The following is a 20,643-nucleotide window of genomic DNA, read 5'->3' as shown; positions in this document are numbered from 1 at the left end:
CCACGCTTATCGGTTTCAAATCCTGGTTGAAAACATCACATCGGGCCGAGGCCTTGCGAGAAACACCCAGCGCGTCGCGCCAGCATGGCTTCTGCCCGGCGCACTGCGGAGGCACCATCGGCGGCCGTTTCATCTGCACCGACCACTGAAACCAGTTGCGGGTTCTCGGTAAAGAGGCGCCCCCCCACGATGACCCCCACGGAGGCATTGCGGGAAACGCGCCGCACCCCGCGCACGGTGGCGGTGACCTTATCGAGCAAGGTCTGACAGCTCACCGAAAGAGCCACCACGTCAAACCATTCCTGGCGCACCAGATGGTTCAGGTCCCGCGTGGACAGGGATGGGTCGCACGTCACGTCCCAGCCCTCCCGACGGAAGAATTCGGAAATCATCATCAGGCCGAAGGTATGTTGCTCCCCGGGAATGGGAGACATGAGAATGCGCTTGCCACCCGATTGCTGCAGGGCCAATTCCCCTTCAAACGCCCCTCCCAACTCCCGGAGAACGTGCTGCAGGCGACAGAGCCCCACCGTCACTTCGGTGAAATCGGCCTGATCCTCTTCCCACAACTCGCCCAACCGCTTCGCGGTGGGGGCCAGCAGGTGCACGAACACACTTTCAAGCGCCGTACCCTGTGTCCTCAGGGTTTCCACATAAGCCAGCGCTGCGGCGGCATCGTGCTCGATCACCATCCGCGAAAACTCTTCCACCACCGGTGCGCCAATGGGCACTGCCCCGGTATGGCCGCCTTCCGAGGGGGCGTCCTGGGTTGTGCTGCCTGCCGGGGTCCTCTCGTCCGAGCGATGCGCCATCATCAGGCGCGGAATGATCTCGCCTTCGATCACATGGGAGAGTTCCTTGCGCATGGACTCTGGACACATTCCGTGGGTGCCTGGCACCGCCGACCGAGAGGCCCCATCCGCTCCTGCATCACGCCGAGTCGCAGCACTTCGGTCGGCCTCCCGTCTCGGGTTCGGCGAGGACTCCCCACCCTCGCGACCAAGCTGACGTCTCGCAGTGACCATACATCTCCCCCAAAGGCTGAAAGCGGACCGCCCGGAACGACGCGGCCTCCCATTTGCCCGGAAAACCCAACCACCGGTCCGGACATCATCAACGGAGGCAGTTTAGCAGGCCTGCGAACGTTTTCACCTACGAAAATCATGGTTACGACACCCGGGATTGTCAACCAATCCTTACGTCCAGCTTGATTGACAAAGCCGGGGGGCTTGTACAAACTCAGCGCACCACGTTGAGTTGACTGGAGAAATACCCGATGCAGCACGCCGGAGCCGGGGATCGCAAGACCCGCCCCCTGTACACCCCCGAGGAGCGTCGGCGGCGGGATGAAACCCCGTGGACCCTCGTGCAAGGCATACTGGCACCGTTGCAGTTCCTGGTCTTCATCGTCAGTACCTGGCTGGTATTGCGTTACCTGATGACCGGAGAAGGTCTCTGGCTGGCGCACGCCTCCATCGTCATCAAAACCCTCATCCTTTACACCATCATGGTGACCGGTGCCATCTGGGAGAAGGTGGTGTTCGGCCATTACCTGTTCGCTAAGGCCTTCTTCTGGGAAGACATGGTCAGCATGATGGTGATTGCCCTGCACACAATCTACATGGCATCCCTGTTCTGGAGCTTCCTGACCGTGGAGCAGCAGATGTATCTGGCACTGGTGGCCTATGCCGTGTATGTGGTGAATGCCGCCCAGTTCCTGATCAAGCTGCGTGCTGCGCGCCTGGGCGAAGCCGAGGCGAAACGGGCACAAGCCGCTGCTTCCGGCGGGGAATCTTCCAAATGACCGTTCCAGTGCAACCTTCCAGCAGCGCCGGTCCTGAGAAGACGGTGGACTTCAACATCATCCGCGAGCGCGGCCCGCATGCGGTTTTCTGCGGTCTGACCAGCATCATCTGGCTGCATCGCAAGATTCAGGATGCCTTTTTCCTTGTGGTGGGTTCGCGCACCTGTGCCCACCTGATGCAATCGGCGGCCGGCGTCATGATCTTTGCCGAACCCCGCTTCGGCACGGCGCTGATCGAAGAGCGCGACCTGGCCGGGCTGGCGGATGCCAACGAGGAGTTGGACCGCGTCGTGGCGCGGCTGCTGGAGCGTCGCCCGGATATCCGCATGCTGTTCCTGGTGGGTTCCTGCCCTTCCGAAGTCATCAAGCTGGATCTTGAAAGGGCCGCCTCCCGCCTGTCCCAGCAGCACATGCCCCAGGTACGGGTACTCAACTACACCGGCAGCGGCATCGAGACCACTTTCACCCAGGGCGAGGACACCTGCCTCGCCGCCCTGGTGCCGGAACTCCCCCGGGAGACCGACGCCGATCCCGCCTCCTTGCTGGTGGTGGGTTCGCTGGCGGATATCGTCGAGGATCAGTTCACCCGCTTGTTCGCGGAGATGGGCATCCATGACGTGCGCTACCTGCCGGCCCGGCGTTCCGATCAATTGCCGGCGGTGGGGCCGAACACACGTTATATCCTGGCCCAGCCCTTCCTCAATGAGGCGGCGCGCGCCCTGGAGGGGCTGGGTGCCACACGCCTGTCAGCCCCGTTCCCGCTTGGGGTGGAAGGCACGACCGGGTGGTTGCGGGCCGCAGCCGATGCCTTCGGTGTGGATCCGGCGCTATTCGATAAAGTCACCGCACCAGGTATTGAGCGGGCACGGCGCGGTCTGTCTCATATTGCCGAGGAGCTCAAGGGCAAGCGCATCTTCCTGTTCCCGGACTCCCAGCTGGAAATCCCCCTGGCTCGCTTCCTGCACCGTGAAGCGGGCATGGAACTGGTGGAGGTGGGCACGCCCTACCTGCATCGCCAGCACCTGGCCGAGGAGCTGGCCATGCTGCCAAAGGACACCTGCCTGAGCGAAGGACAGCACCTGGACAAGCAGCTGGACCGCTGCCGCGAGGCACACCCGGACGTCGTGGTCTGCGGCCTGGGCCTGGCGAATCCGCTGGAGGCAGAAGGCATGACAACCAAGTGGTCGATCGAACTGGTCTTCACCCCGATTCAGGGCTACGATCAGGCGGCCGATCTTGCTGAACTGTTTGCCCGGCCGCTGATGCGCCGAGCCAAATTGAGGGTCTGATTTCGTGCAACTGACGGTATGGACCTATGAAGGGCCACCCCACGTGGGCGCCATGCGTGTGGCCACCGGCATGGAACGTCTGCACTATGTCCTGCATGCCCCCCAGGGGGATACCTATGCGGACCTGCTATTCACCATGATCGAGCGGCGCAATCAGCGCCCCCCCGTGACCTACACCACATTCCAGGCTCGCGATCTGGGTCAGGATACGGCGGAGCTGTTTCGCCACACTGCCATTGAGGCCTACGAGCGCTTCAAGCCTCAGGCCTTGCTGGTGGGCTCGTCCTGCACGGCCGAACTCATCCAGGACGACCCGGGCGGTCTGTCCCAGACTCTCGGCCTGCCGGTGCCGGCCATCCCCCTGGAACTGCCCTCCTATTCACGCAAGGAAAACTGGGGCGCCTCCGAAACCTTTTATCAGCTGGTGCGCTCACTGGCTGGCAATGCTGAAGCCCGCCCCGCAGATGAGGCCGCTTCCCGTCGCCCCCGGTGCAACCTGCTGGGCCCCACGGCCCTGGGCTTTCGCCACCGGGACGACATCCAGGAAATCACCCAGCTACTGGACAGCCTGGGCATTGACGTTCACGTGACCGCCCCCATGGGTTCCACTCCGGCCGATATCGCCCGCCTGGGTGAAGCCGACTTCAACGTGGTGCTGTACCCGGAAATCGCCCAGACCGCCGCCAAATGGCTTGAGCGAACCTTCAAGCAGCCCTACACACGCGTGATCCCCATCGGCGTGGGCGCCACCCGGGAATTCATTCAGGAAGTCGCCGGGATCGCCCAGGTGGATCCTGGCCCTGCCCTGGAAAATGCCCAGTCGCGCCTGCCCTGGTATTCCCGCTCGGTGGACTCCAACTACCTGACCGGAAAGCGTGTCTTCATCTTCGGCGATGCGACCCACGCCGTCGCCGCCGCCCGTGTGGCCACTGAAGAGTTCGGTTTCAAGGTGGTGGGCCTTGGCACCTACAGCCGCGAGTTCGCCCGCGAGGTACGTGAGGCGGCCAAGCTCTACGATGTAACGCCGCTCATTACCGACGACTATCTTGAAGTGGAAGCGCAAGTGGCAGAGTTGCAGCCTGAACTTGTGCTCGGCACCCAGATGGAGCGGCACATCTCCAAGCGCCTGGGCGTGGGCTGTGCCGTGATCTCGGCCCCGGTACACGTTCAGGACTTCCCGGCCCGCTACGCCCCGCAGATGGGATTTGGTGGCGCCAACGTCCTGTTCGACACCTGGGTCCATCCACTGATGATGGGCCTGGAGGAACACCTGCTGGGCATGTTCCGGGAAGACTTCGAATTCCACGCCGAGGCAGCCCCCTCGCACCTGGGCGGTACCGGCACCACCGAGCGCCGCGTCGCGGCCGCTCCAGCGGAAGTACAACCGGAAGCCGTGACGACCGACGCCGCCCCCGAACCCGCGCAGGACGGTGAGCCCGTGTGGTCAGCTGATGCCGAGAAGGAGCTTCGCAAGATCCCCTTCTTCGTGCGCGGCAAGGCCCGCCGCAACACCGAACGCTTTGCCAAGGAAAAGGGTCTCCACGAGATCTCCATCGACACGCTCTATGACGCCAAGGCCCACTTCGGGCGCTGACGCGTTAGCCAAGCCAACGGATTCCACTGATGCCAACGCCCTCTTATCAAAAACGCCGGGGTCAGCTCGAGACCTATTTCGACCGTACCGCGGTGGATGCCTGGAAAAAGCTGACCTCCGACACCCCCGTGGGGCGCGTACGTGCCACTGTGCGCGCCGGGCGTGAAGAGATGCGCCAGAACCTGCTGGACTGGCTGCCCGACGACCTCAGCGGCAAGTGGCTGCTAGACGCCGGTTGCGGAACCGGCATGCTCTCCGTGGCTGCCGCCCAGCGCGGCGCCCAGGTTGTGGCCATTGACCTGGCCGGCAATCTGGTGGACATGGCCCGTGAACGTGCCGAGGCAGAGGACCTGGGCGAAGGGCGAATCGACTTCCGCGTAGGCGATTTCCTCAGTCCTGAACTGGGTGAGTTCGACTATGTGGTGGCCATGGATTCCTTCATCCACTACAAGGCGCCCGACATTGTGGGCGTGCTGGCCGGCCTGACGAGCCGCACCCATGCTGCCATCCTGTTCACCTTCGCCCCACGCACCCCGGCCCTGTCGGTCATGCACGCCGTGGGCAAGCTGTTCCCCAAGAGCGACCGCTCCCCGGCCATTGAGCCGGTGGCCGAGAAAAAGCTGCTGCGCCTGATCGGGGAAGAGCCCTCCCTGGACGAGTGGCGTGCGGAGCGTACCCGGCGAATCTCTCGTGGCTTTTATACCTCGCAAGCCCTTGAACTCAAGCGAGGGGCTCCGGCCTGATCCACCCTGTTCACGGCCTTTGACCGACGAAGCTGATCCAGATCATGCTCAAGCCAGCTCACACCAACACCCTGACGGTTTGTCTGGCATTATCTCAAAGTAGCGCTCCAGAGCTGGTGTGTGCCCGTATGGTCACCCAAGGTATGGAGCGTTTGGGAAAGCAAGATTTTTCGGGTCGAGGGGGCCTATAGACCCGGAAATTGGCGATGTTGTGGTCTAAAATCTAGTGAAATTGATGTTGTTTGTATCACCCAACGCCTTCGGGCCGCCCATGCATGGCGGGGGCGTCACCCGAAAGCAATCTTGATCGAGGTTCGGTCCAGCCAAATCACCCGGCTAACCCACCCGAAACTTGGAGGAAAAGCAATGCCAACCGGTGCCATTACTGAATATATGGACGTCGCGCAGGTCACCCTGTACGTCTTCTGGCTGTTCTTCGCAGGTCTAATCTGGTATCTACATCGGGAGAACAAGCGGGAAGGTTACCCGCTGGAGTCCGACCGCTCCCCCCACATTACCGTGCAAGGTTATCCGGCTGCCCCGGGTCCCAAGGAATACCCCACCATGGACGGCGGTTCCTTCATCATTGCCAACGGCAACCCCGATACCCGTGACATCAATGCCAAGCCGGCCTGGCCCTTCCCCGGCGCCCCTCTGGATCCCACTGGCAACCCCATGATCGACGGCGTGGGTCCCTCCTCCTGGGCCAACCGTGCCGATGAGCCTGACGTAACCATGAACGGCGAGGCCCGCATCGTGCCCATGCGCATCACCAAGCATGGCTTCGGGATCTCCAAGAAGGATCCCGATCCCCGCGGCATGACCGTGTTCGCCGCCGACGACAAGCCCGCCGGCACCGTTCGCGACGTGTGGGTGGACCGCTCCGAGGCCATGCCCCGCTACCTGGAAGTGGAAGTCAAGGGTAGCTCCCGCCGTATCCTGGTGCCCATGTTCCTCTCCAAGGTGACCCGCGCCAAGTATGCCGATCCCAAGCTGCCCATGGATCAGCGCCTGAAGGACGGCCGCCCCTATGAGGTTCGTGTGGCTTCCGTGATGGCCAAGCACTTCGCCGATGCCCCTTCCACGAAGAGCATGGAGAGCGTGACGCGTCTGGAAGAAGACCGCATCATGGCCTACTTCGGTGGTGGCCATTTCTATGCATCCCCGGAGCGTAGGGAACCCCTGCTGTGAGTCACGACGACCACGCCGCTGAACCGATACGTGGTCTGCCTGAGCTCCCCCCTTCGGGGGAGCGCATCTTGTGGCAAGGTGCTCCTCATTGGAGCACCTTCGCCATTCGGGCATTTCACGTCAGAAAGGTCATTCTCTATCTGGCCATCCTGATCGGCCTGCGAGCCATCTTTACCTATGGTGAAACGCAGTCCCTCGTGACGGCCCTCGCTTCCACCAGCTTCCTGCTCACCCTGTCCGTGACTGCCGTCGGCCTGTTGTTGCTGTTGGCCTGGCTCACGGCGAGAGCCTCGGTCTACACCATCACCAATCAGCGCATTGTCATACGATTTGGCGTGGCACTGCAGATGAGTGTAAACCTGCCCTATTCCGTGATTGAGTCTGCCTCGGCCAAGCTCTACAAGGACGGCACGGGTGATATTCCGCTGACGCTCATTCCGCCGGAGCGCGTGTCCTACATCATCCTCTGGCCGCATGTGAAACCCTGGCGCTGGATGGCTCCACAGCCCATGCTGCGCGGAGTGCCCAATGCCCGGCGCGTGGCGGATATCCTCGCCAAGGCCATGGCCGAAGATCAGAAGAACCGTGCCGAAAACCCGGATCAGGCCGAAGCAGCTGACACGGCATCCGCACCCCAGACCCACCGACAAGCCGCCGGTGAAACCGCCTGATGACTGACTCCAACGGCTCCTCCCGTTCCCCGCGCCGATTCCTGTTTCCAGGAATCGGCGTTATTCTCCTGGCCATCGCCTTCGGCGTGTACTATCTGGCCAGCAGCGCCGTCTCCCCTCCGGCTTCGACGGAACCCGCGACAACAGCGGAACCCGCCGAGCAGGATCTGACGGTTGTGCAATCCGTGCGCTTGAAGCCCCGGGAGAAGCCCGGCGGCTACATGGAAATCGTCGACGCCGACACCAACCAGGTGCTCAAGCTCATCGAACCCAGTGGCGGTGGTTTCATGCGCACCGTCCTGCGCATCATTGCCCTGGACCGTCGGCATCTGGATGACCATGAAGATCTACCCTTCCTGCTGACCCGTTGGTCGGATGGTGGTCTGAGCCTTGAAGATCCCGTGACCGGCAACCGCTACAAGCTCAACGCGTTTGGCTCCACCAACGCCGCTGCTTTTGCAGAGCTACTTGATTCGGCTCAAGATTCCTGAGCCTTCTCCTTAGCAGCGCCTCGCGGGACTCGCCACCGGTATCCAAAAGACGGTAAAGTTTCGCCCATCGACTCAGGCCGCAGTCGAACCCAGTTCCCCGGGATCCCATGCGTGCCGGGAAAATGAGGAGAATTCAGCGATGAACGGCATCGTGGCAAGCGCTTTGCCCCACCCACTACCCACGACAACGCCCGCCCGGGTGTCCATGACCTGTGCACGGTGAGGGGCCGGTGATTCAATACGGTCTGCCTATCCTCTACGTGATATTCCTCTGGTGGTTCAGCACCGGAGCCATCATCTATCTGGACGGACTGCCACAACGGACCTACCGCTGGAGCATGCTGGGCGCCTCGGTGCTCGCGGGCATCGCGCTTTACGCCCTGGCCTTGACCGCCCATCAGGAAACACTGTTTGGGGCCTATGTGGCCTTCACAGGCGCCATCATCCTCTGGGGTTGGGTGGAAATGAGTTTCCTCATGGGCATGATCACCGGCTCCAGGCGCAGTCGTTGCCCTGAAGGTGCCCTGGGCTGGCGACGATTCATCTACGCCGTTCAGGCCATCCTCTACCATGAATTCGCCCTTATCATCGCAGCCCTGGCCATCGTGCTGGTCACCTGGGGGGGCGCCAACATGGTGGGGCTGTACACCTTCCTCATCCTGTGGGTGATGCGAACCAGCACCAAGCTCAACGTATTCCTGGGTGTTCGCAACCTCAATGAAGAGTGGTTGCCCGATCATCTGCGCTATCTGGAAAGCTATTTCCGCAAGAAGCCCATGAACCTGCTGTTTCCGATCTCGGTCACCGCATCCACCATCGTCGCGGTATTGATCGTGCAGACGGCCATGGACCCATCTGCCACCACTCATCAGGTGGCGGGCGCGACCTTCCTGGCGATACTCATGATCCTCGCGATCCTGGAACACTGGTTCCTGGTGTTGCCCCTGCCCTCCCAGGCTCTATGGAATTGGGCGCTGCGCTCGCGCCAACCCGATGAGGCCCATTTCAGGCCCATCTACCCAACCATCAAGGCGGCCAACGACCCGGACAAGAATTCCCCCTCGCCGGGCCTGACCGTCAGTCCCAGTCGCCTTCGTTACTGACTGCACACCATGACCGAACACGACCCAACCGTGGCCCGGATCGGGCCGAACTCCATCACTCGCATGGCCCAGGCGCTGCGCCACCAGCACGATGAGCCGTTGACGACACGCATCTTCGAGGCTGCAGGGCTCACCGATCATCTGACGCACCCGCCCACCACCATGGTGGACGAGCGCGACGTGACGGCCCTGCATCGGGCGCTGCGAGAAGCACTCTCCCCGGAGCAGGCGGCCGCCGTATCCTTGGAGGCAGGTCACCTCACCGGCGACTACCTGCTGGCCAACCGCATTCCCAAACCGGTGCAGTCCATCCTGAAACTCCTCCCTGCTGGCCCGTCCAGTCGCATACTGCTCAAAGCCATCGAGCGCAATGCCTGGACCTTCACCGGCAGCGGCCAGTTCCAGGTCAGCCATCGCCCCAACCTCACGCTGACCATCACCAATAGCCCCCTGTGCCGAGATGCGCAGTCCGCGCACCCGGTCTGCGATTACTACGCGGGCACCTTCCAGCGTCTGTTCCAGGTGCTGGTGCATCCCGAAACCCGGGTAACGGAAACACAATGCGCCGCAGCAGGCGTCGCCCACTGCGTATTCGAGGTACGTTGGCGATGAAGTTCCCCACGGCCTGACAGGAATCCATCATGCATCGCGCTCTCCAGCCTGTTGTTTGTACCGCCTTGATGACCCTGGCCATTGCCCTTCCCGCCCAGGCCGGACAAATCACCCAGGTGACCGTCTACCCGGATCGGGCCGGCATCATCATGGAAAAGGAACTGACCCTGGAGGCGGGAGAAGGCGTGGTCAGCATCGATGGGTTGCCCGCCCGGCTGGATGTGAACACCGTTCGCGTGCGGGCCAGCGGGCCACAGGGCATGCGGCTGGGGGCCCTGGAAACCCGAACCATCCCGGGACGGGATCTCGCTCATCCACGTGAGCAGGCGCTCACAGAGCAACTCCGGGAACTGGAGGATGAAAAGCGCCACATCGACGATCGGATTCGTGCCCATCAGGTGCAGATGCGCCTGATTGAGCAACTGGGCACGCATCCCGAGGCCCTGCCAGACGCTGGTGAATGGCCAAAGGCCTGGGAGCGGGTGGGCGAAGGGGCCTTGAGCGTTCTCGACGCCATCCATCAACAGGAACGGGCCCGCCGCACCCTGGAAGCCGAGATTCAGCGTGTGCGCCGCGAGCTTGAGCAACTTCAAAGTGGCCGACGCGACAGCCTCCAGGCACGCATTCACTATCACAGCCCCGAGGCGGCCAGTGCCACGGTCACCCTGGAATACACCGTCCGCGACGCCCGCTGGACTCCGCTCTACGAGGCCCGCCTGGACACCGACACCCAGGAACTGCGCCTGATCCAGCGTGCCGAGGTGCGTCAGAACACCGGCCAGGACTGGTCGGACATCCCCTTGTACCTGTCCACGGCCCAGCCTCGACTGGGGGGGCATCTGCCGCTACCCCCTCCCTGGTACCTGGATGTCCCCAGGCCCGCACCCACCACGACACGACTCTCAAGGTCGTTGCCGGAAGCGGCCCTGGCGGCCGAAGCCGACACGGCACAACTGGAGGGCACGACCTTCACGGCCCGTTATCGGGTGCCCGGCCGCGTGAACATCGCCTCGGATAACCAGCCTCATCGCCACAACCTGGGTGAAGAGGTCATGGAAGCCCGGCTTTCGGTGCGCGCCGCGCCCCGAATGGCGCCGCGTGCCTACCTGTTTGCCGAAAGCGTATTCGAGGGTGAGACGCCGCTGCTACCGGGTCCACTGACCCTGTTTCAGGATGGCGCACTGGTGGGGCAGCATCAGCTCGCTGGGCTGCGCCCGAACAGTGAATTGGAGATGGCTTTCGGCGTGGACGAGCGCATCGGCATTGATTACCGGATGGAGCGTGACGAAAAGGGTCAGGAAGGCCGCCTTCGGCGTCAGAACAGGCTGCAACGCAGTTACTTGATGACACTTCACAACAGTCATGGCCGCGATGTGGAGATGACCATTCTTGACCGTCTGCCAGTCTCCCGCGACGAGCGCATCACGGTCACCCTGGCCGAAGACGCCAGTGAACCCTCGGAACGGGACATGAATGACGACCGTGGCCTGCTGGCCTGGCACCGCACCGTCGAAGCGGGCGAGGAGCTCACCCTGCGCTTCTCCTACACAGTGACCTGGCCCGACGACATGGACACACCCACAGCCCTGCGTTGAACGTCCGTCTCCCCAGCAGCGAGCTGAACCGCTCCGGATCGCGCCATCAAGGCACACTGCAACCCGGCTAATCCCGCCCGTATAACTCCACCAGGCGGCGCAGATCGGAGGCGAGTTCCTGCGGCACATCCTCCCACTGGAAACGCCACGCCCAATTGTCTGACGTGGTCCCGGGCACGTTCATGCGATGTGATCCGTCCAGCGCCAGGGCGTCCTGCATGGGCACCACCGCCAGGCGGGCCACAGAGGCCAGAGCACTGCGGATCAGCGGCCAGGGCATGGGCTCTGACGGGTGCCCCAGATAGTCCAGCACATGATGTTGCAGGCTCTCGTCACAGGTCTCGAACCACCCCAGGGTGGTGTCATTGTCATGGGTGCCGGTATAAACCACCGAATTGGCAACATGCTGATGGGGCAGATAGGGGTTTGTCGCCCCGCCCTCGAAGGCGAAATGCAGGATCTTCATCCCCGGCAGACCGTTATCGTCCCGCAGGGCCTCCACCTGATCGGTGATCACCCCCAGATCCTCGGCCACCAGAGGCAAGCTGCCAAAGTGCTCCCGCAGGCGCTCGAACAACGCCTTGCCCGGCGCCACGGTCCAATGCCCGTTCATGGCAGTATCGTCCTCGACCGGGATGGACCAGTAGGACTCGAAGCCACGGAAATGGTCGATTCGGATCAAATCCACCATTTCCAGCGCAGCACCGATGCGTTCTATCCACCAGGCGAAACCCTCCTCCCGCATGCGTTCCCAGTCGTAATGAGGGTTGCCCCAGCGCTGGCCCGTGGCAGAGAAATAATCCGGTGGCACACCGGCCACGTGAACCGGTCGCCCTTGATCATCCAGATCGAAGAGCTCGCGATGGGCCCACACATCCGCGCTGTCGTGGGCCACAAAGATGGGCATATCGCCGAACAGCAGGATACCCCGGTGGTTGGCGTGCTGTTTGACCGCCGCCCATTGCAGATAGAACAAAAACTGCTCGAAACGATACTGCGCCAGGCTGTCCGCCAGGCGCTCCCGCGCCCCGGCCATGGCTTCGGGCTCCCGGTCGCGCAGCGCCGGCGCCCAGTCCCACCAGGGGGCCAGGTCGTGCTCACGCTTGAGGGCCAGATACAGGACATAGTCCTCCAGCCAGAAGGCATGTTGCGCCCTGAAATCCTCGAAGGCCTGACGATCATCGCCGTTGGCCCCATCCATGAACCCTTTGTGGGCCTTGCGCAGAGTCACGGAGTTGAAGGGATCCAGCGCCCCTTGCTCATCCGGCAGGGCATCATCCACCAACCAGCCACGCGCTTTCAGATCGGCCAGGCAGATCAACTGGGTGCTGCCGGCATGCACCGACATGCACTGGTAAGGTGAGCCGCCCTCATGGGGCTGATTCAGGGGCAGCACCTGCCAGACGGTGACGCCGGCAGAGGCCAGGAAGTCGACGAAACGGTGGGCCTGTGACCCCAGCGCGCCCTGTCGACCTGATCCGGGAAGGGAGGTGGGATGGAGCAGGATGCCGGCACGACGCCGGTCCAGCGTGGATGATGCTTGGGCGCTGTGTTCTGCCACAGTTCCTCCGTCCTGTGCGTGGGATTCCGGGTCTTCGGCGAACTGACGGGCTCACCCGTCAGTTTTTTGTCCTTGCCGCATCACGCCCCCGGCGGCGGGTTCGCCACTGCCCCGGCTGAGCACGTGCGACAACTCCTCTGGCGGGGCCTCTCCCAGCAAACGGTAGAGGTGAACCAGGTGTTGGCGATACAGGCGTTCAAACAGGCTGACGGTGCCCGCCGGATTGTAGTCGCCAAACCACCAGCACCAGTCCGACCCCTCGCATACCGCCAGTTGCCGGGTGGCTGCCTCCACTTGCGCCTCCGTCAGCCGCCCTTGGGCCATCACCCGATCAAAACACTGCTTGGCCTGAATGAGCATTTCCCAGCCTCGATTCTTGTCCCGGGAACCGACCCAGGTATCGAAGTTGCCATACACCCAGCTCCCTGCCACCACATGCTTCAACGACTCCCGCGGACTCACGTTGAGACAATCGGCGAATGTGGCGAGTTCGATGTCGGGGTGTTCCGCAAGCCGACGGTACAGAGCGGAGAGGAAGTAGTAACCATTGGCCGGGTAATACTCCCAGGCATTTTCACCATCCAGAATCACCGTGACCAGGGCGCCGCGCCCCTGGCTGCCATGGACACGGTTCCAGCGTTGACCGATGCCCTCCAGATGATGCACGAAATCCCCCACGGCGTCGTCACCGTGCCAGTCGGTATAACGAAACCCAATGGAATCCGAAAGACCATCGTCGCGGAAGAACAGGGACAGTTCACGGTCCTGAAAACGGTAGGGCTGGTACAGCCAGTCACGGTCCTCGGGCAGCTCCTCGTCCCGCCCCTGCCTGAGGGAATGGGTGAGCACCCCCTCCCCCGACGCAGACCAGCGGATACCCGCCTCGTCCAGTAAAGCCAGCGTCGCATCGCTGACGCTGCCCTCGGACGGCCAGCAGCCGGCCGGCCGCCGCCCAAAATGCCGCTCGAAGCTCTCCAGCCCCTGTTGCAGATGCCACTGCACCCGCGCACGGCCATCAGGATACTGGCCGCTTAGGGGTAATTCCGCCGATGGCGCCGCTTCGTGAGCCGATGCCATGTCCAGCATCAGCGGCATGATGGGATGAGCATAAGGGCTGAAGGACAGTTCCACCCGACCCGAGTCCGCCAGGCGGCGATACCGATCCAGGAGGCCACCCAGCAGTTCATCGATCACCTCCAGGAGCAGCCGGCGCTGCGACGGCGTGAAATCCCGCCCCTGTTCCATCAGGGGCTTGATGCGTGGATCGGTACGGCGCACCGTCTCGCCCAGCCAGACCAGGTGATACCAGGTGACCAGATCAAAGAAGAAGTGATCCCCCTGATAGGACACATAGTCGGGGTGCTGCTTGAGCCAGGACACCATGTCCGCCAGCAGGCGGTAGGGGCCGAACGGCTCGATCAGACGCTGACGATTGGCACGTGTACAAGCCTCTGCCAGGTTGAGTCGCTGGGAGGGTTCATGGGGTGGCCGATCGGCCACCAGCAGGGCCAGTACCGGGTCATGGATCTCGCCCTCGCCCTTGAGAAAGGCACTTACCTGGCCGGCGTAGTCCTCGATCTGATCCAGGAGGATCGGGGCAAAGTTCACTACCGCCCGCGCGCCCGGCTCCGCCTCCAGGTGCGCCGCCATATCCACGTAATCCTTGATGGCGTGCAGATACGTCCAGGGCAGTGCGTATTCACCGGTATGGCCGTCCAGGTACTGGGGCTGATGCATGTGCCAGCACAGTACCACCCGTAACGGCGGATGGACCGCGTTCGGCTGATCAGACGCCATGATGAGGCATGTTGCCGAGCATATCCGGTGTCACCACCGTCACACCGCCATCAGATACGTAGAAGCGTTTGGCATCCTGCTCGCGATCCCGTCCGATGACCATGCCCTCGGGAATCCGGCATCCCTTGTCGATCACGGCCTTGTGAACCACACAGTTACGACCGATATCCACATCGGGAAGAATGACCGAATCGGTCACCTGGGCATGGGAGTTCACGGTGACGTTGGAGAACAGCAGGGAGTGCCGCACCAGCGATCCGGAGATGATGCAGCCCCCGGACACCATGGAGTCCACGGCCATGCCACGGCGGTCCTCGTCATCAAACACGAACTTGGCCGGGGGCAGTTGTTCCTGGTAGGTCCAGATGGGCCAGTCCATGTCGTAGAGGTTGAGCTCCGGGGTCACCCCGATCAGCTCAAGATTGGCCCTCCAGTAGGAATCGATGGTACCCACGTCCCGCCAATAGGCCTGCGTGCCCGTCTGCACGTCGCGGAACGGGTAGGCCATCACCCGGCTGGACTCGAGCACCTTGGGGATGATGTCCTTGCCGAAGTCGTGACTGGAACCGGGCGTGTCGGAATCGGCCACCAGTTGCTGGAAGAGGAAGTCCTTGTTGAACACATAGATGCCCATGGAGGCAAGCGCCTTGTCCGTCTTGCCGGGGACGGACCTTGGGTGATCGGGCTTCTCGTCGAAGCGCTCCACACGGCCATCGGCATCCACGGCCATGACACCGAATCCCCGGGCCATTTCCAGGTCCACTTCCAGGCAACCCACGGTCATGTCGGCACCGGACTCCACGTGGTAGGCGATCATGTCTCCGTAATCCATCTTGTAGATGTGATCACCGGCCAGGATGAGCACATAGCTGGGGTCGTGGTCACGGATGATGTCCAGATTCTGAAACACCGCATCGGCCGTGCCCTTGTACCAGGAGGTCTCGATGCGCTGCTGGGCCGGCCAAAGCTCGATGAACTCACCAAACTCGCCGCGCAGAAAGCTCCAGCCCCGCTGCACATGCTGGATCAGGGAGTGGGCCTTGTACTGGGTGATCACGCCCACCTGGCGAATGCCCGAGTTGATACAGTTGGAGAGCGGGAAATCGATGATCCGGAACTTGCCCCCAAAGGGCACCGCTGGCTTGGCCCGCCACATGGTCAACTGCTTGAGGCGAGAGCCACGCCCTCCTGCCAGGATGAGTGCCAGGGTATCTCGGGTGATGCGGCTGACGAAGCGTTGGGATTGTGGTTTCATACCTGCCTTCTGTGACCCGGGTGTGTGGAGGACGTGGCCCCTGGAGCATGTTAAGGTTTTTTCCGCCGGGCTGCATCCGACCGGTACATCGCGTCCCCATGCCATCATGGTACGCGATCGTTTCGATTCTATTACATTTTCCGGCCGCCACATCAAGGCAGGCCCAACCGCCGAACCAGGACGGGAACCCACATGCGTGCAACCAACCGTGAAGACCTTCAACGCATCCTGGACGCCAGACACCATGACCCGTTCAGTCTGCTGGGTAGTCACGTGGAACAGGAGCAGCGAGTCGTGCGTGCCTACCTGCCCCACGCCACCCAGGCCCGCATCGACGAGCTGGATGACCCCATGGAAAAGGTCCACGACCGGGGAATCTTCGAGTGGCGTGGCCCCCTGGATGCCCTGCCAGGCCATTATCGCATCCGCTGGAACGACGGTCATGGCCATGAACACGTTGGCTACGACCCCTACAGCTTCGGACCCGTCGTGTCGGATTTCGATATCCACCTGTTCAACGAAGGCCGGCACTGGCATGCCTATCGCTTCCTGGGGGCGCATGCCCACGAGGTGGACGGCATCCAGGGCGTGCGCTTCGCCGTGTGGGCCCCCTCCGCCGAACGCGTTTCCGTGGTGGGCGACTTCAATCGCTGGGATGGCCGCTGCCATACCATGCGGGTGCGCGGGGGCAGTGGCGTGTGGGAGTTCTTCATCCCCGGTCTTGAACCCGGAACCCTGTACAAGTACGAGATCCGCAACCGGGATACCGGGGCCACCCAGGTAAAGACCGATCCCTACGGGCAGCGTTTCGAGTTGCGCCCACAGACCGCCGCCGTGGTCCATGACCCCGAACCATTCTCCTGGTCCGACGAGGCATGGCTGAAACAGCGGGCCGGTGATGCCTGGCTGCACCGTCCCATGTCCATCTATGAGGTACATCTGGGCTCCTGGCGTCTTGGTGAGGATGGCAACTTCCTCAACTATCGTGAGCTGGCCCGCACGCTGGTGCCCTATGTGAAGGAAATGGGCTTCACCCACATCGAACTACTGCCAGTCACCGAACACCCCTTCGATGGCTCCTGGGGCTACCAGACCACTGGCTATTACGCCCCCACCAGCCGCTTTGGAAGCCCCGATGACTTCAGGGATTTCGTCAACCACTGTCACGAAAATGGCATTGGCGTGCTACTGGACTGGGCTCCAGGACATTTCCCCAAGGATGCCCACGCCCTGGCCCGGTTCGATGGCAGCGCCCTGTACGAGCATGAAGACCCGCGCATGGGCGAGCACCGTGATTGGGGTACGCTGATCTTCAACTACGGGCGTAACGAGGTACGCAACTTCCTCGTTTCCAGCGCCATGTACTGGGTGGAGGAGTTCCACATCGATGGCCTGCGGGTGGACGCTGTGGCTTCCATGCTCTATCTGAACTACTCCCGGGAAGAAGGCGAATGGGTGCCCAACAAGTTTGGAGGGCAGGAAAACCTGGACGCCATCGAGTTCCTCCGGGACCTCAACAGCAGCGTGCAAGGCAACCATCCGGGTGCCCTGATCATGGCCGAGGAGTCCACCTCCTGGCCCCAGGTGACACGCCCCACCTGGCTCGGGGGACTGGGCTTCTCACTCAAGTGGAACATGGGGTGGATGAACGACACCCTGGAGTACTTCAAGAAGGACCCCATCCACCGCCATTACCATCACGACCAGCTCACCTTTGGCCTGCTGTACGCCTTTACCGAAAACTTCGTGCTGCCCTTCTCCCACGACGAAGTCGTGCACGGCAAGCGCTCCCTGCTCTACCGCATGCCGGGAGATGAGTGGCAGCGCTTCGCCAATCTGCGCCTTCTGTACACCCTCATGTGGTCCTACCCGGGCAAGAAACTGCTGTTCATGGGCTGCGAATACGGTCAGGGCAATGAGTGGGACGATGCCAAGGAACTGGAATGGTATCTATTGCAGTTCCCCTTCCACTCGGGCGTGAAGCAACTGGTGGCCGATCTCAACGCCCTCTACGCCCGTGAGAAGGCTCTGCATCACTTTGATTTCGAATGGCAGGGCTTTGAATGGATCGACTGTCACGATGCCGCCCAATCGGTGCTCAGCTTCATCCGCAAGGGGGAAGACAAGGACGATTTCATCCTTGCGACCCTCAACTTCACCCCCGCCCCCCGCGAGGGCTACCGCATCGGGGTGCCAGCCCCGGGGAGATATCGGGAGATCTTCAACTCCGACTCGCACTTCTACTGCGGCAGCAACCTGGGCAACCTGGAGGTCGAGGCCGAAGATCTGCCCTGGATGGGCCGCCCCTACTCCGTGGTGCTCACCCTGCCGCCGCTGGCAGGCATCCTGCTCAAGCCGGTTTCCACCTGAGCGTCGCCTCTGGCGAACACCCCTCGCGCTGGCCTATACTCAGCATGCACGGGGCGGTAGCTCAGTTGGGAGAGCGCAGCAATCGCACTGCTGAGGTCGTGGGTTCGACTCCCATCCGCTCCACCACCACACTTCCAGAAAAGTCCCAAGAAGTTCCTAAGCCCGCGTCCATGCGGGCTTTTTTATTTTTTCGGCTTCCAGTAAGGGGCAAGGGGTTCCTTTGAAAGCCGGGGGCAACTGGGGGGCTGCCGGTGGTGGGGTCCCAGTCTGGCTGGTACTCGCCCCACTTGAGCAGTGTGGACCTTGCCAGAGCCGGACTCGACAACACCTGCCACCCAATGGTGAGCGGTTCGGCCATCACAGAGGCCTGGTTTTGCGCGTACACGTAGATCGCGTGAGCAGGATGGAGGTCAGCCAGATACTCAGCACTCGCGACGGTTTTCTGCAGGGCCTGGGCGTTCTTTTTGCCTTCCATGACGGCGCTGAGGTCGACGACCCTGGCGCCCACATGACTGCGCATCTTCTTGATGACCTTGTCGGCCATGGGTCGGCGTGTCGAGGCCTTGTTGGAGGTCGGGGTGCTTTTCTTCCGGGTCATGGGCCGCTCAGTCAGTTCTCAGTCTTCATCATCCACCCATGCCTCGTGCCCCCGCACGGCCGGCAGGAGGAAACGGATCCCCTGGTTGTCCAGCGGGTTCATCAGCAGGATGCGCTCAAACACGTGCTCAGCCTCCTCCCAGCGCTGCAACCGCCAGAGGCCCCCGCCTTGCATTGCCATCATGGTCGATGGCGATGAGCGAGAGGGGCTCACCAATGACGTGCACATCCATCGGCAGATCCAGGCCATCCTTGATCCCTGCATGCAACGCCCAGAGCTGCTCATCGTCGCCATGCGCATCGATGAGGATCTCACCCAACAGGATTTCCGGATCCAAAGAAGGCTTTCTTTGAGTGGCCATTTCTTCGTTGCTCCCCGTCATCTGCTCAGTATCGCCGAGAGCGGATGTTCAGGACGATGCCTCCCACGGATTGATGGTTTTCAGCTGTGCCGCATCGAAAGGACTGACGTCCCGTGTTGCGACCATCAAGCCGTGAGCAGCGGCAGTGGCGGCGATATAACCATCTGCCTGGCCAATCGCCTTCCCTCCTGCCCTCGCCATCAAGTCAGCATAGGCTTGAGAGGCAGCCAGATCAAAGGGCAGCACGCGGTCCCCAAAGATCGGCAACACCTCGTGCTCAAGACGCTCCTGGTAGATCGTGCGGCGCCTGCCCTCTGGCATCGTGGCAAGACCATAGCGCAGCTCGGCCACGGTGATGACCGAAAGATAGAGCGTTTCAACCGTCTGTGCGTCGATCCAGGCCAGCACGTTGGGATCCGGCTCGACCCTCCACAACTCCGAAATGACGTTGGTATCCAGGACGATCATCCGAAACCCATCGGTTCGGCCGGCGTCTTGTCGCGGAGCTGGTTGAGGTGCTCGACTTCGGCATCGGTCATTTCACCTGCCTCGCGGGCGATGGATACCAGCATGGAACCGAGTTTGACGCGCTCGGGTGGCCGGGCGGCGGCTTCCAGAATGACGCGTATTTCCGCCTCGGTGCTGCGGCCATGATGGGCGGCCTGCACGCGAATCGCACGGTGTACCTCATCTGGCAAATTTCTTACGGTCACGCTTGCCATCTTGTCACTCCCAAGACATCATTGATTGCATCATCATATAAACGCAATCAATGGGCAAGTGCCTGGCAAACGAGAGGGCCGAGAACCATAACCTGTCCGCGAGCCGATGGACTCAGTGGCAGGAAAGGGCTAAGTTATCATTAGGTATCACCGAGTGATAAGAGGCTGACCATGGCAACATCCCTCAAGATCGACGACGCCCTGAAGAGCCGCGTCCATGAGCTCGCCAGCCAGCGCCGCCGCTCACCGCACTGGATCATGCTGGAAGCCATCCGGGAGTATGTCGAGCGTGAGGAGGCGCGCAACAGCCTCAAGCAGGAAGCCTTGGCCTCCTGGGTGGCTTACAAGGAAACCGGCCGGCATCTGACCGGCCAAGAGGTGCGAAGCTGGTTGAACACCTGGGGCACCCAGGACGAAAAAGCGGTGCCTGAGTGCCACGAGTAATCGTGACTGAAGGCGCGGCGAAGGGCTTAGAGCGATGCCGGCAATTCTTGTCTGCCAAGGACACCGAAGCCACTAGCCGAGCCAGCCAGGCCATTGAGCGGCAATTCCTGCTGCTGGAAACGACGCCCGAGATTGGCCGCCCATTACCCGAAATGCCCGAGTTGCGCGAACTGGTGATCGCCTTCGGTGACTCCGGCTATGTGGCCCTGTACCGCCACGAGTTGGCCGATGATGCGGTGTATATTCTGGCCTTCAGACACCAGAAAGAAGCGGGCTACTGATGAAGTACAAACCGGTACTGTGCACCGATTTCAGGGCTTGAGCAGTTCACTTGAAATCTATTCATATATTACCGATACTCTCCAATATGAAAAGATTGGCAAGCATCGGTGAGGCCGCCAACGCGCTGGGCGTGTCCATTACGACACTGCGCCGCTGGGAA

General features: G+C 62.0%; 21 protein-coding genes and 1 tRNA gene. 15 read left to right on the top strand and 7 right to left on the bottom strand.

From position 1 onward, the window contains the following. Nucleotides 1–35 precede the first annotated feature (35 nt). Nucleotides 36–866 (bottom strand): cobalamin B12-binding domain-containing protein, encoded by an 831-nt coding sequence (locus LPW30_RS12755; protein ID WP_239681052.1) that lies wholly within the window; start codon nucleotides 864–866, stop codon nucleotides 36–38. Nucleotides 867–1,276: 410 nt separating this feature from the next. Here LPW30_RS12755 and bchF point away from each other — a divergent pair, with 410 nt between their 5' ends. The 10 genes from bchF to LPW30_RS12705 all read left to right on the top strand — a co-directional run bounded on the left by bchF (nucleotide 1,277) and on the right by LPW30_RS12705 (nucleotide 11,093). Then, on the top strand, nucleotides 1,277–1,804 hold the full coding sequence (gene bchF, locus LPW30_RS12750; RefSeq protein ID WP_025281583.1) for a 2-vinyl bacteriochlorophyllide hydratase: 528 nt from the start codon (nucleotides 1,277–1,279) through the stop codon (nucleotides 1,802–1,804). Next, on the top strand, nucleotides 1,801–3,093 hold the full coding sequence (locus LPW30_RS12745) for a ferredoxin:protochlorophyllide reductase (ATP-dependent) subunit N (protein WP_239681051.1): 1,293 nt from the start codon (nucleotides 1,801–1,803) through the stop codon (nucleotides 3,091–3,093). Before bchF ends, LPW30_RS12745 begins: the two co-directional genes overlap by 4 nt. A gap of 4 nt (nucleotides 3,094–3,097) precedes the next feature. After that, nucleotides 3,098–4,687, top strand: a complete 1,590-nt coding sequence (gene bchB, locus LPW30_RS12740; RefSeq protein ID WP_025281581.1) for a ferredoxin:protochlorophyllide reductase (ATP-dependent) subunit B — start codon at nucleotides 3,098–3,100, stop codon at nucleotides 4,685–4,687. Nucleotides 4,688–4,716: 29 nt separating this feature from the next. Next, the gene (gene bchM, locus LPW30_RS12735; RefSeq protein WP_025281580.1) at nucleotides 4,717–5,430 is read left to right on the top strand and encodes a magnesium protoporphyrin IX methyltransferase; all 714 of its coding nucleotides are present in this window, start codon (nucleotides 4,717–4,719) and stop codon (nucleotides 5,428–5,430) included. A 366-nt stretch (nucleotides 5,431–5,796) separates the two neighbouring features. Beyond that, nucleotides 5,797–6,621: a photosynthetic reaction center subunit H gene (gene puhA, locus LPW30_RS12730; protein WP_025281579.1), complete on the top strand. Its 825-nt coding sequence runs from the start codon at nucleotides 5,797–5,799 to the stop codon at nucleotides 6,619–6,621. Continuing rightward, nucleotides 6,618–7,292 carry a photosynthetic complex putative assembly protein PuhB gene (puhB, locus tag LPW30_RS12725; protein ID WP_025281578.1) on the top strand — a complete coding sequence of 225 codons (675 nt, stop codon included), beginning with the start codon at nucleotides 6,618–6,620 and terminating at the stop codon, nucleotides 7,290–7,292. The genes puhA and puhB overlap by 4 nt, the downstream gene beginning before the upstream one ends. After that, nucleotides 7,292–7,783: a photosynthetic complex assembly protein PuhC gene (gene puhC / locus LPW30_RS12720; RefSeq protein ID WP_025281577.1), complete on the top strand. Its 492-nt coding sequence runs from the start codon at nucleotides 7,292–7,294 to the stop codon at nucleotides 7,781–7,783. Before puhB ends, puhC begins: the two co-directional genes overlap by 1 nt. A 230-nt stretch (nucleotides 7,784–8,013) precedes the next feature. Continuing rightward, complete coding sequence (gene puhE, locus LPW30_RS12715; RefSeq protein WP_025281576.1) at nucleotides 8,014–8,886, top strand: putative photosynthetic complex assembly protein PuhE; 873 nt, start codon at nucleotides 8,014–8,016, stop codon at nucleotides 8,884–8,886. A gap of 9 nt (nucleotides 8,887–8,895) precedes the next feature. Beyond that, nucleotides 8,896–9,498, top strand: a complete 603-nt coding sequence (gene bchJ, locus LPW30_RS12710; protein ID WP_239681050.1) for a bacteriochlorophyll 4-vinyl reductase — start codon at nucleotides 8,896–8,898, stop codon at nucleotides 9,496–9,498. Between the two features lie 29 nt (nucleotides 9,499–9,527). Next, complete coding sequence (locus tag LPW30_RS12705) at nucleotides 9,528–11,093, top strand: mucoidy inhibitor MuiA family protein (RefSeq protein ID WP_239681049.1); 1,566 nt, start codon at nucleotides 9,528–9,530, stop codon at nucleotides 11,091–11,093. A gap of 67 nt (nucleotides 11,094–11,160) precedes the next feature. Here LPW30_RS12705 and malQ read toward each other — a convergent pair whose 3' ends face one another. Genes malQ through glgC form a run of 3 tightly spaced genes read right to left on the bottom strand, consistent with a single transcriptional unit; the run spans nucleotide 11,161 to nucleotide 15,706 of the window. Next, the gene (gene malQ / locus LPW30_RS12700; protein WP_238625199.1) at nucleotides 11,161–12,654 is read right to left on the bottom strand and encodes a 4-alpha-glucanotransferase; all 1,494 of its coding nucleotides are present in this window, start codon (nucleotides 12,652–12,654) and stop codon (nucleotides 11,161–11,163) included. A 51-nt stretch (nucleotides 12,655–12,705) separates the two neighbouring features. After that, a complete protein-coding gene (locus LPW30_RS12695; protein ID WP_084306802.1) occupies nucleotides 12,706–14,451 on the bottom strand; it encodes a glycoside hydrolase family 57 protein in 1,746 nt (581 codons plus the stop codon). Continuing rightward, nucleotides 14,441–15,706, bottom strand: coding sequence for a glucose-1-phosphate adenylyltransferase (gene glgC / locus LPW30_RS12690; protein ID WP_025281572.1), 1,266 nt, complete (start codon nucleotides 15,704–15,706; stop codon nucleotides 14,441–14,443). The genes LPW30_RS12695 and glgC overlap by 11 nt, the downstream gene beginning before the upstream one ends. 192 nt (nucleotides 15,707–15,898) lie before the next feature. On the opposite strand from glgC, the gene glgB reads away from it, so the two are divergent. Both glgB and LPW30_RS12680 read left to right on the top strand, forming a co-directional pair. Continuing rightward, the gene (gene glgB / locus LPW30_RS12685) at nucleotides 15,899–18,076 is read left to right on the top strand and encodes a 1,4-alpha-glucan branching protein GlgB (protein WP_025281571.1); all 2,178 of its coding nucleotides are present in this window, start codon (nucleotides 15,899–15,901) and stop codon (nucleotides 18,074–18,076) included. Between the two features lie 50 nt (nucleotides 18,077–18,126). Further along, nucleotides 18,127–18,202 (top strand) — tRNA-Ala (locus LPW30_RS12680). A gap of 599 nt (nucleotides 18,203–18,801) precedes the next feature. Here the strand turns inward: LPW30_RS12680 and LPW30_RS12675 are convergent. Genes LPW30_RS12675 through LPW30_RS12665 form a run of 3 tightly spaced genes read right to left on the bottom strand, consistent with a single transcriptional unit; the run spans nucleotide 18,802 to nucleotide 19,757 of the window. Further along, nucleotides 18,802–19,035 carry a hypothetical protein gene (locus LPW30_RS12675; protein WP_239681048.1) on the bottom strand — a complete coding sequence of 78 codons (234 nt, stop codon included), beginning with the start codon at nucleotides 19,033–19,035 and terminating at the stop codon, nucleotides 18,802–18,804. Nucleotides 19,036–19,083: 48 nt separating this feature from the next. Beyond that, entirely contained in the window at nucleotides 19,084–19,503 is a 420-nt protein-coding gene (locus LPW30_RS12670; RefSeq protein ID WP_239681047.1) for a type II toxin-antitoxin system VapC family toxin, read from the bottom strand. Further along, the gene (locus tag LPW30_RS12665) at nucleotides 19,500–19,757 is read right to left on the bottom strand and encodes a FitA-like ribbon-helix-helix domain-containing protein (RefSeq protein ID WP_239681046.1); all 258 of its coding nucleotides are present in this window, start codon (nucleotides 19,755–19,757) and stop codon (nucleotides 19,500–19,502) included. Before LPW30_RS12665 ends, LPW30_RS12670 begins: the two co-directional genes overlap by 4 nt. 171 nt (nucleotides 19,758–19,928) lie before the next feature. On the opposite strand from LPW30_RS12665, the gene LPW30_RS12660 reads away from it, so the two are divergent. From LPW30_RS12660 to LPW30_RS16215, 3 genes are all read left to right on the top strand, one after another. Next, nucleotides 19,929–20,201: a CopG family ribbon-helix-helix protein gene (locus tag LPW30_RS12660; protein WP_239681045.1), complete on the top strand. Its 273-nt coding sequence runs from the start codon at nucleotides 19,929–19,931 to the stop codon at nucleotides 20,199–20,201. Between the two features lie 47 nt (nucleotides 20,202–20,248). Then, entirely contained in the window at nucleotides 20,249–20,482 is a 234-nt protein-coding gene (locus tag LPW30_RS12655; protein ID WP_274520748.1) for a type II toxin-antitoxin system RelE/ParE family toxin, read from the top strand. Nucleotides 20,483–20,568: 86 nt separating this feature from the next. Then, nucleotides 20,569–20,643 (top strand): MerR family DNA-binding transcriptional regulator (locus tag LPW30_RS16215; protein ID WP_420797722.1); only part of this gene is annotated, 75 nt, incomplete at its 3' end.

The sequence above is a fragment of the Ectothiorhodospira variabilis genome (assembly GCF_022227625.1).
Classification (GTDB): Bacteria; Pseudomonadota; Gammaproteobacteria; order Ectothiorhodospirales; family Ectothiorhodospiraceae; genus Ectothiorhodospira; species Ectothiorhodospira haloalkaliphila.
The sequence above is the reverse complement of the archived record's forward strand: the minus strand, read 5'-3'. Positions and strand labels throughout refer to the sequence as shown.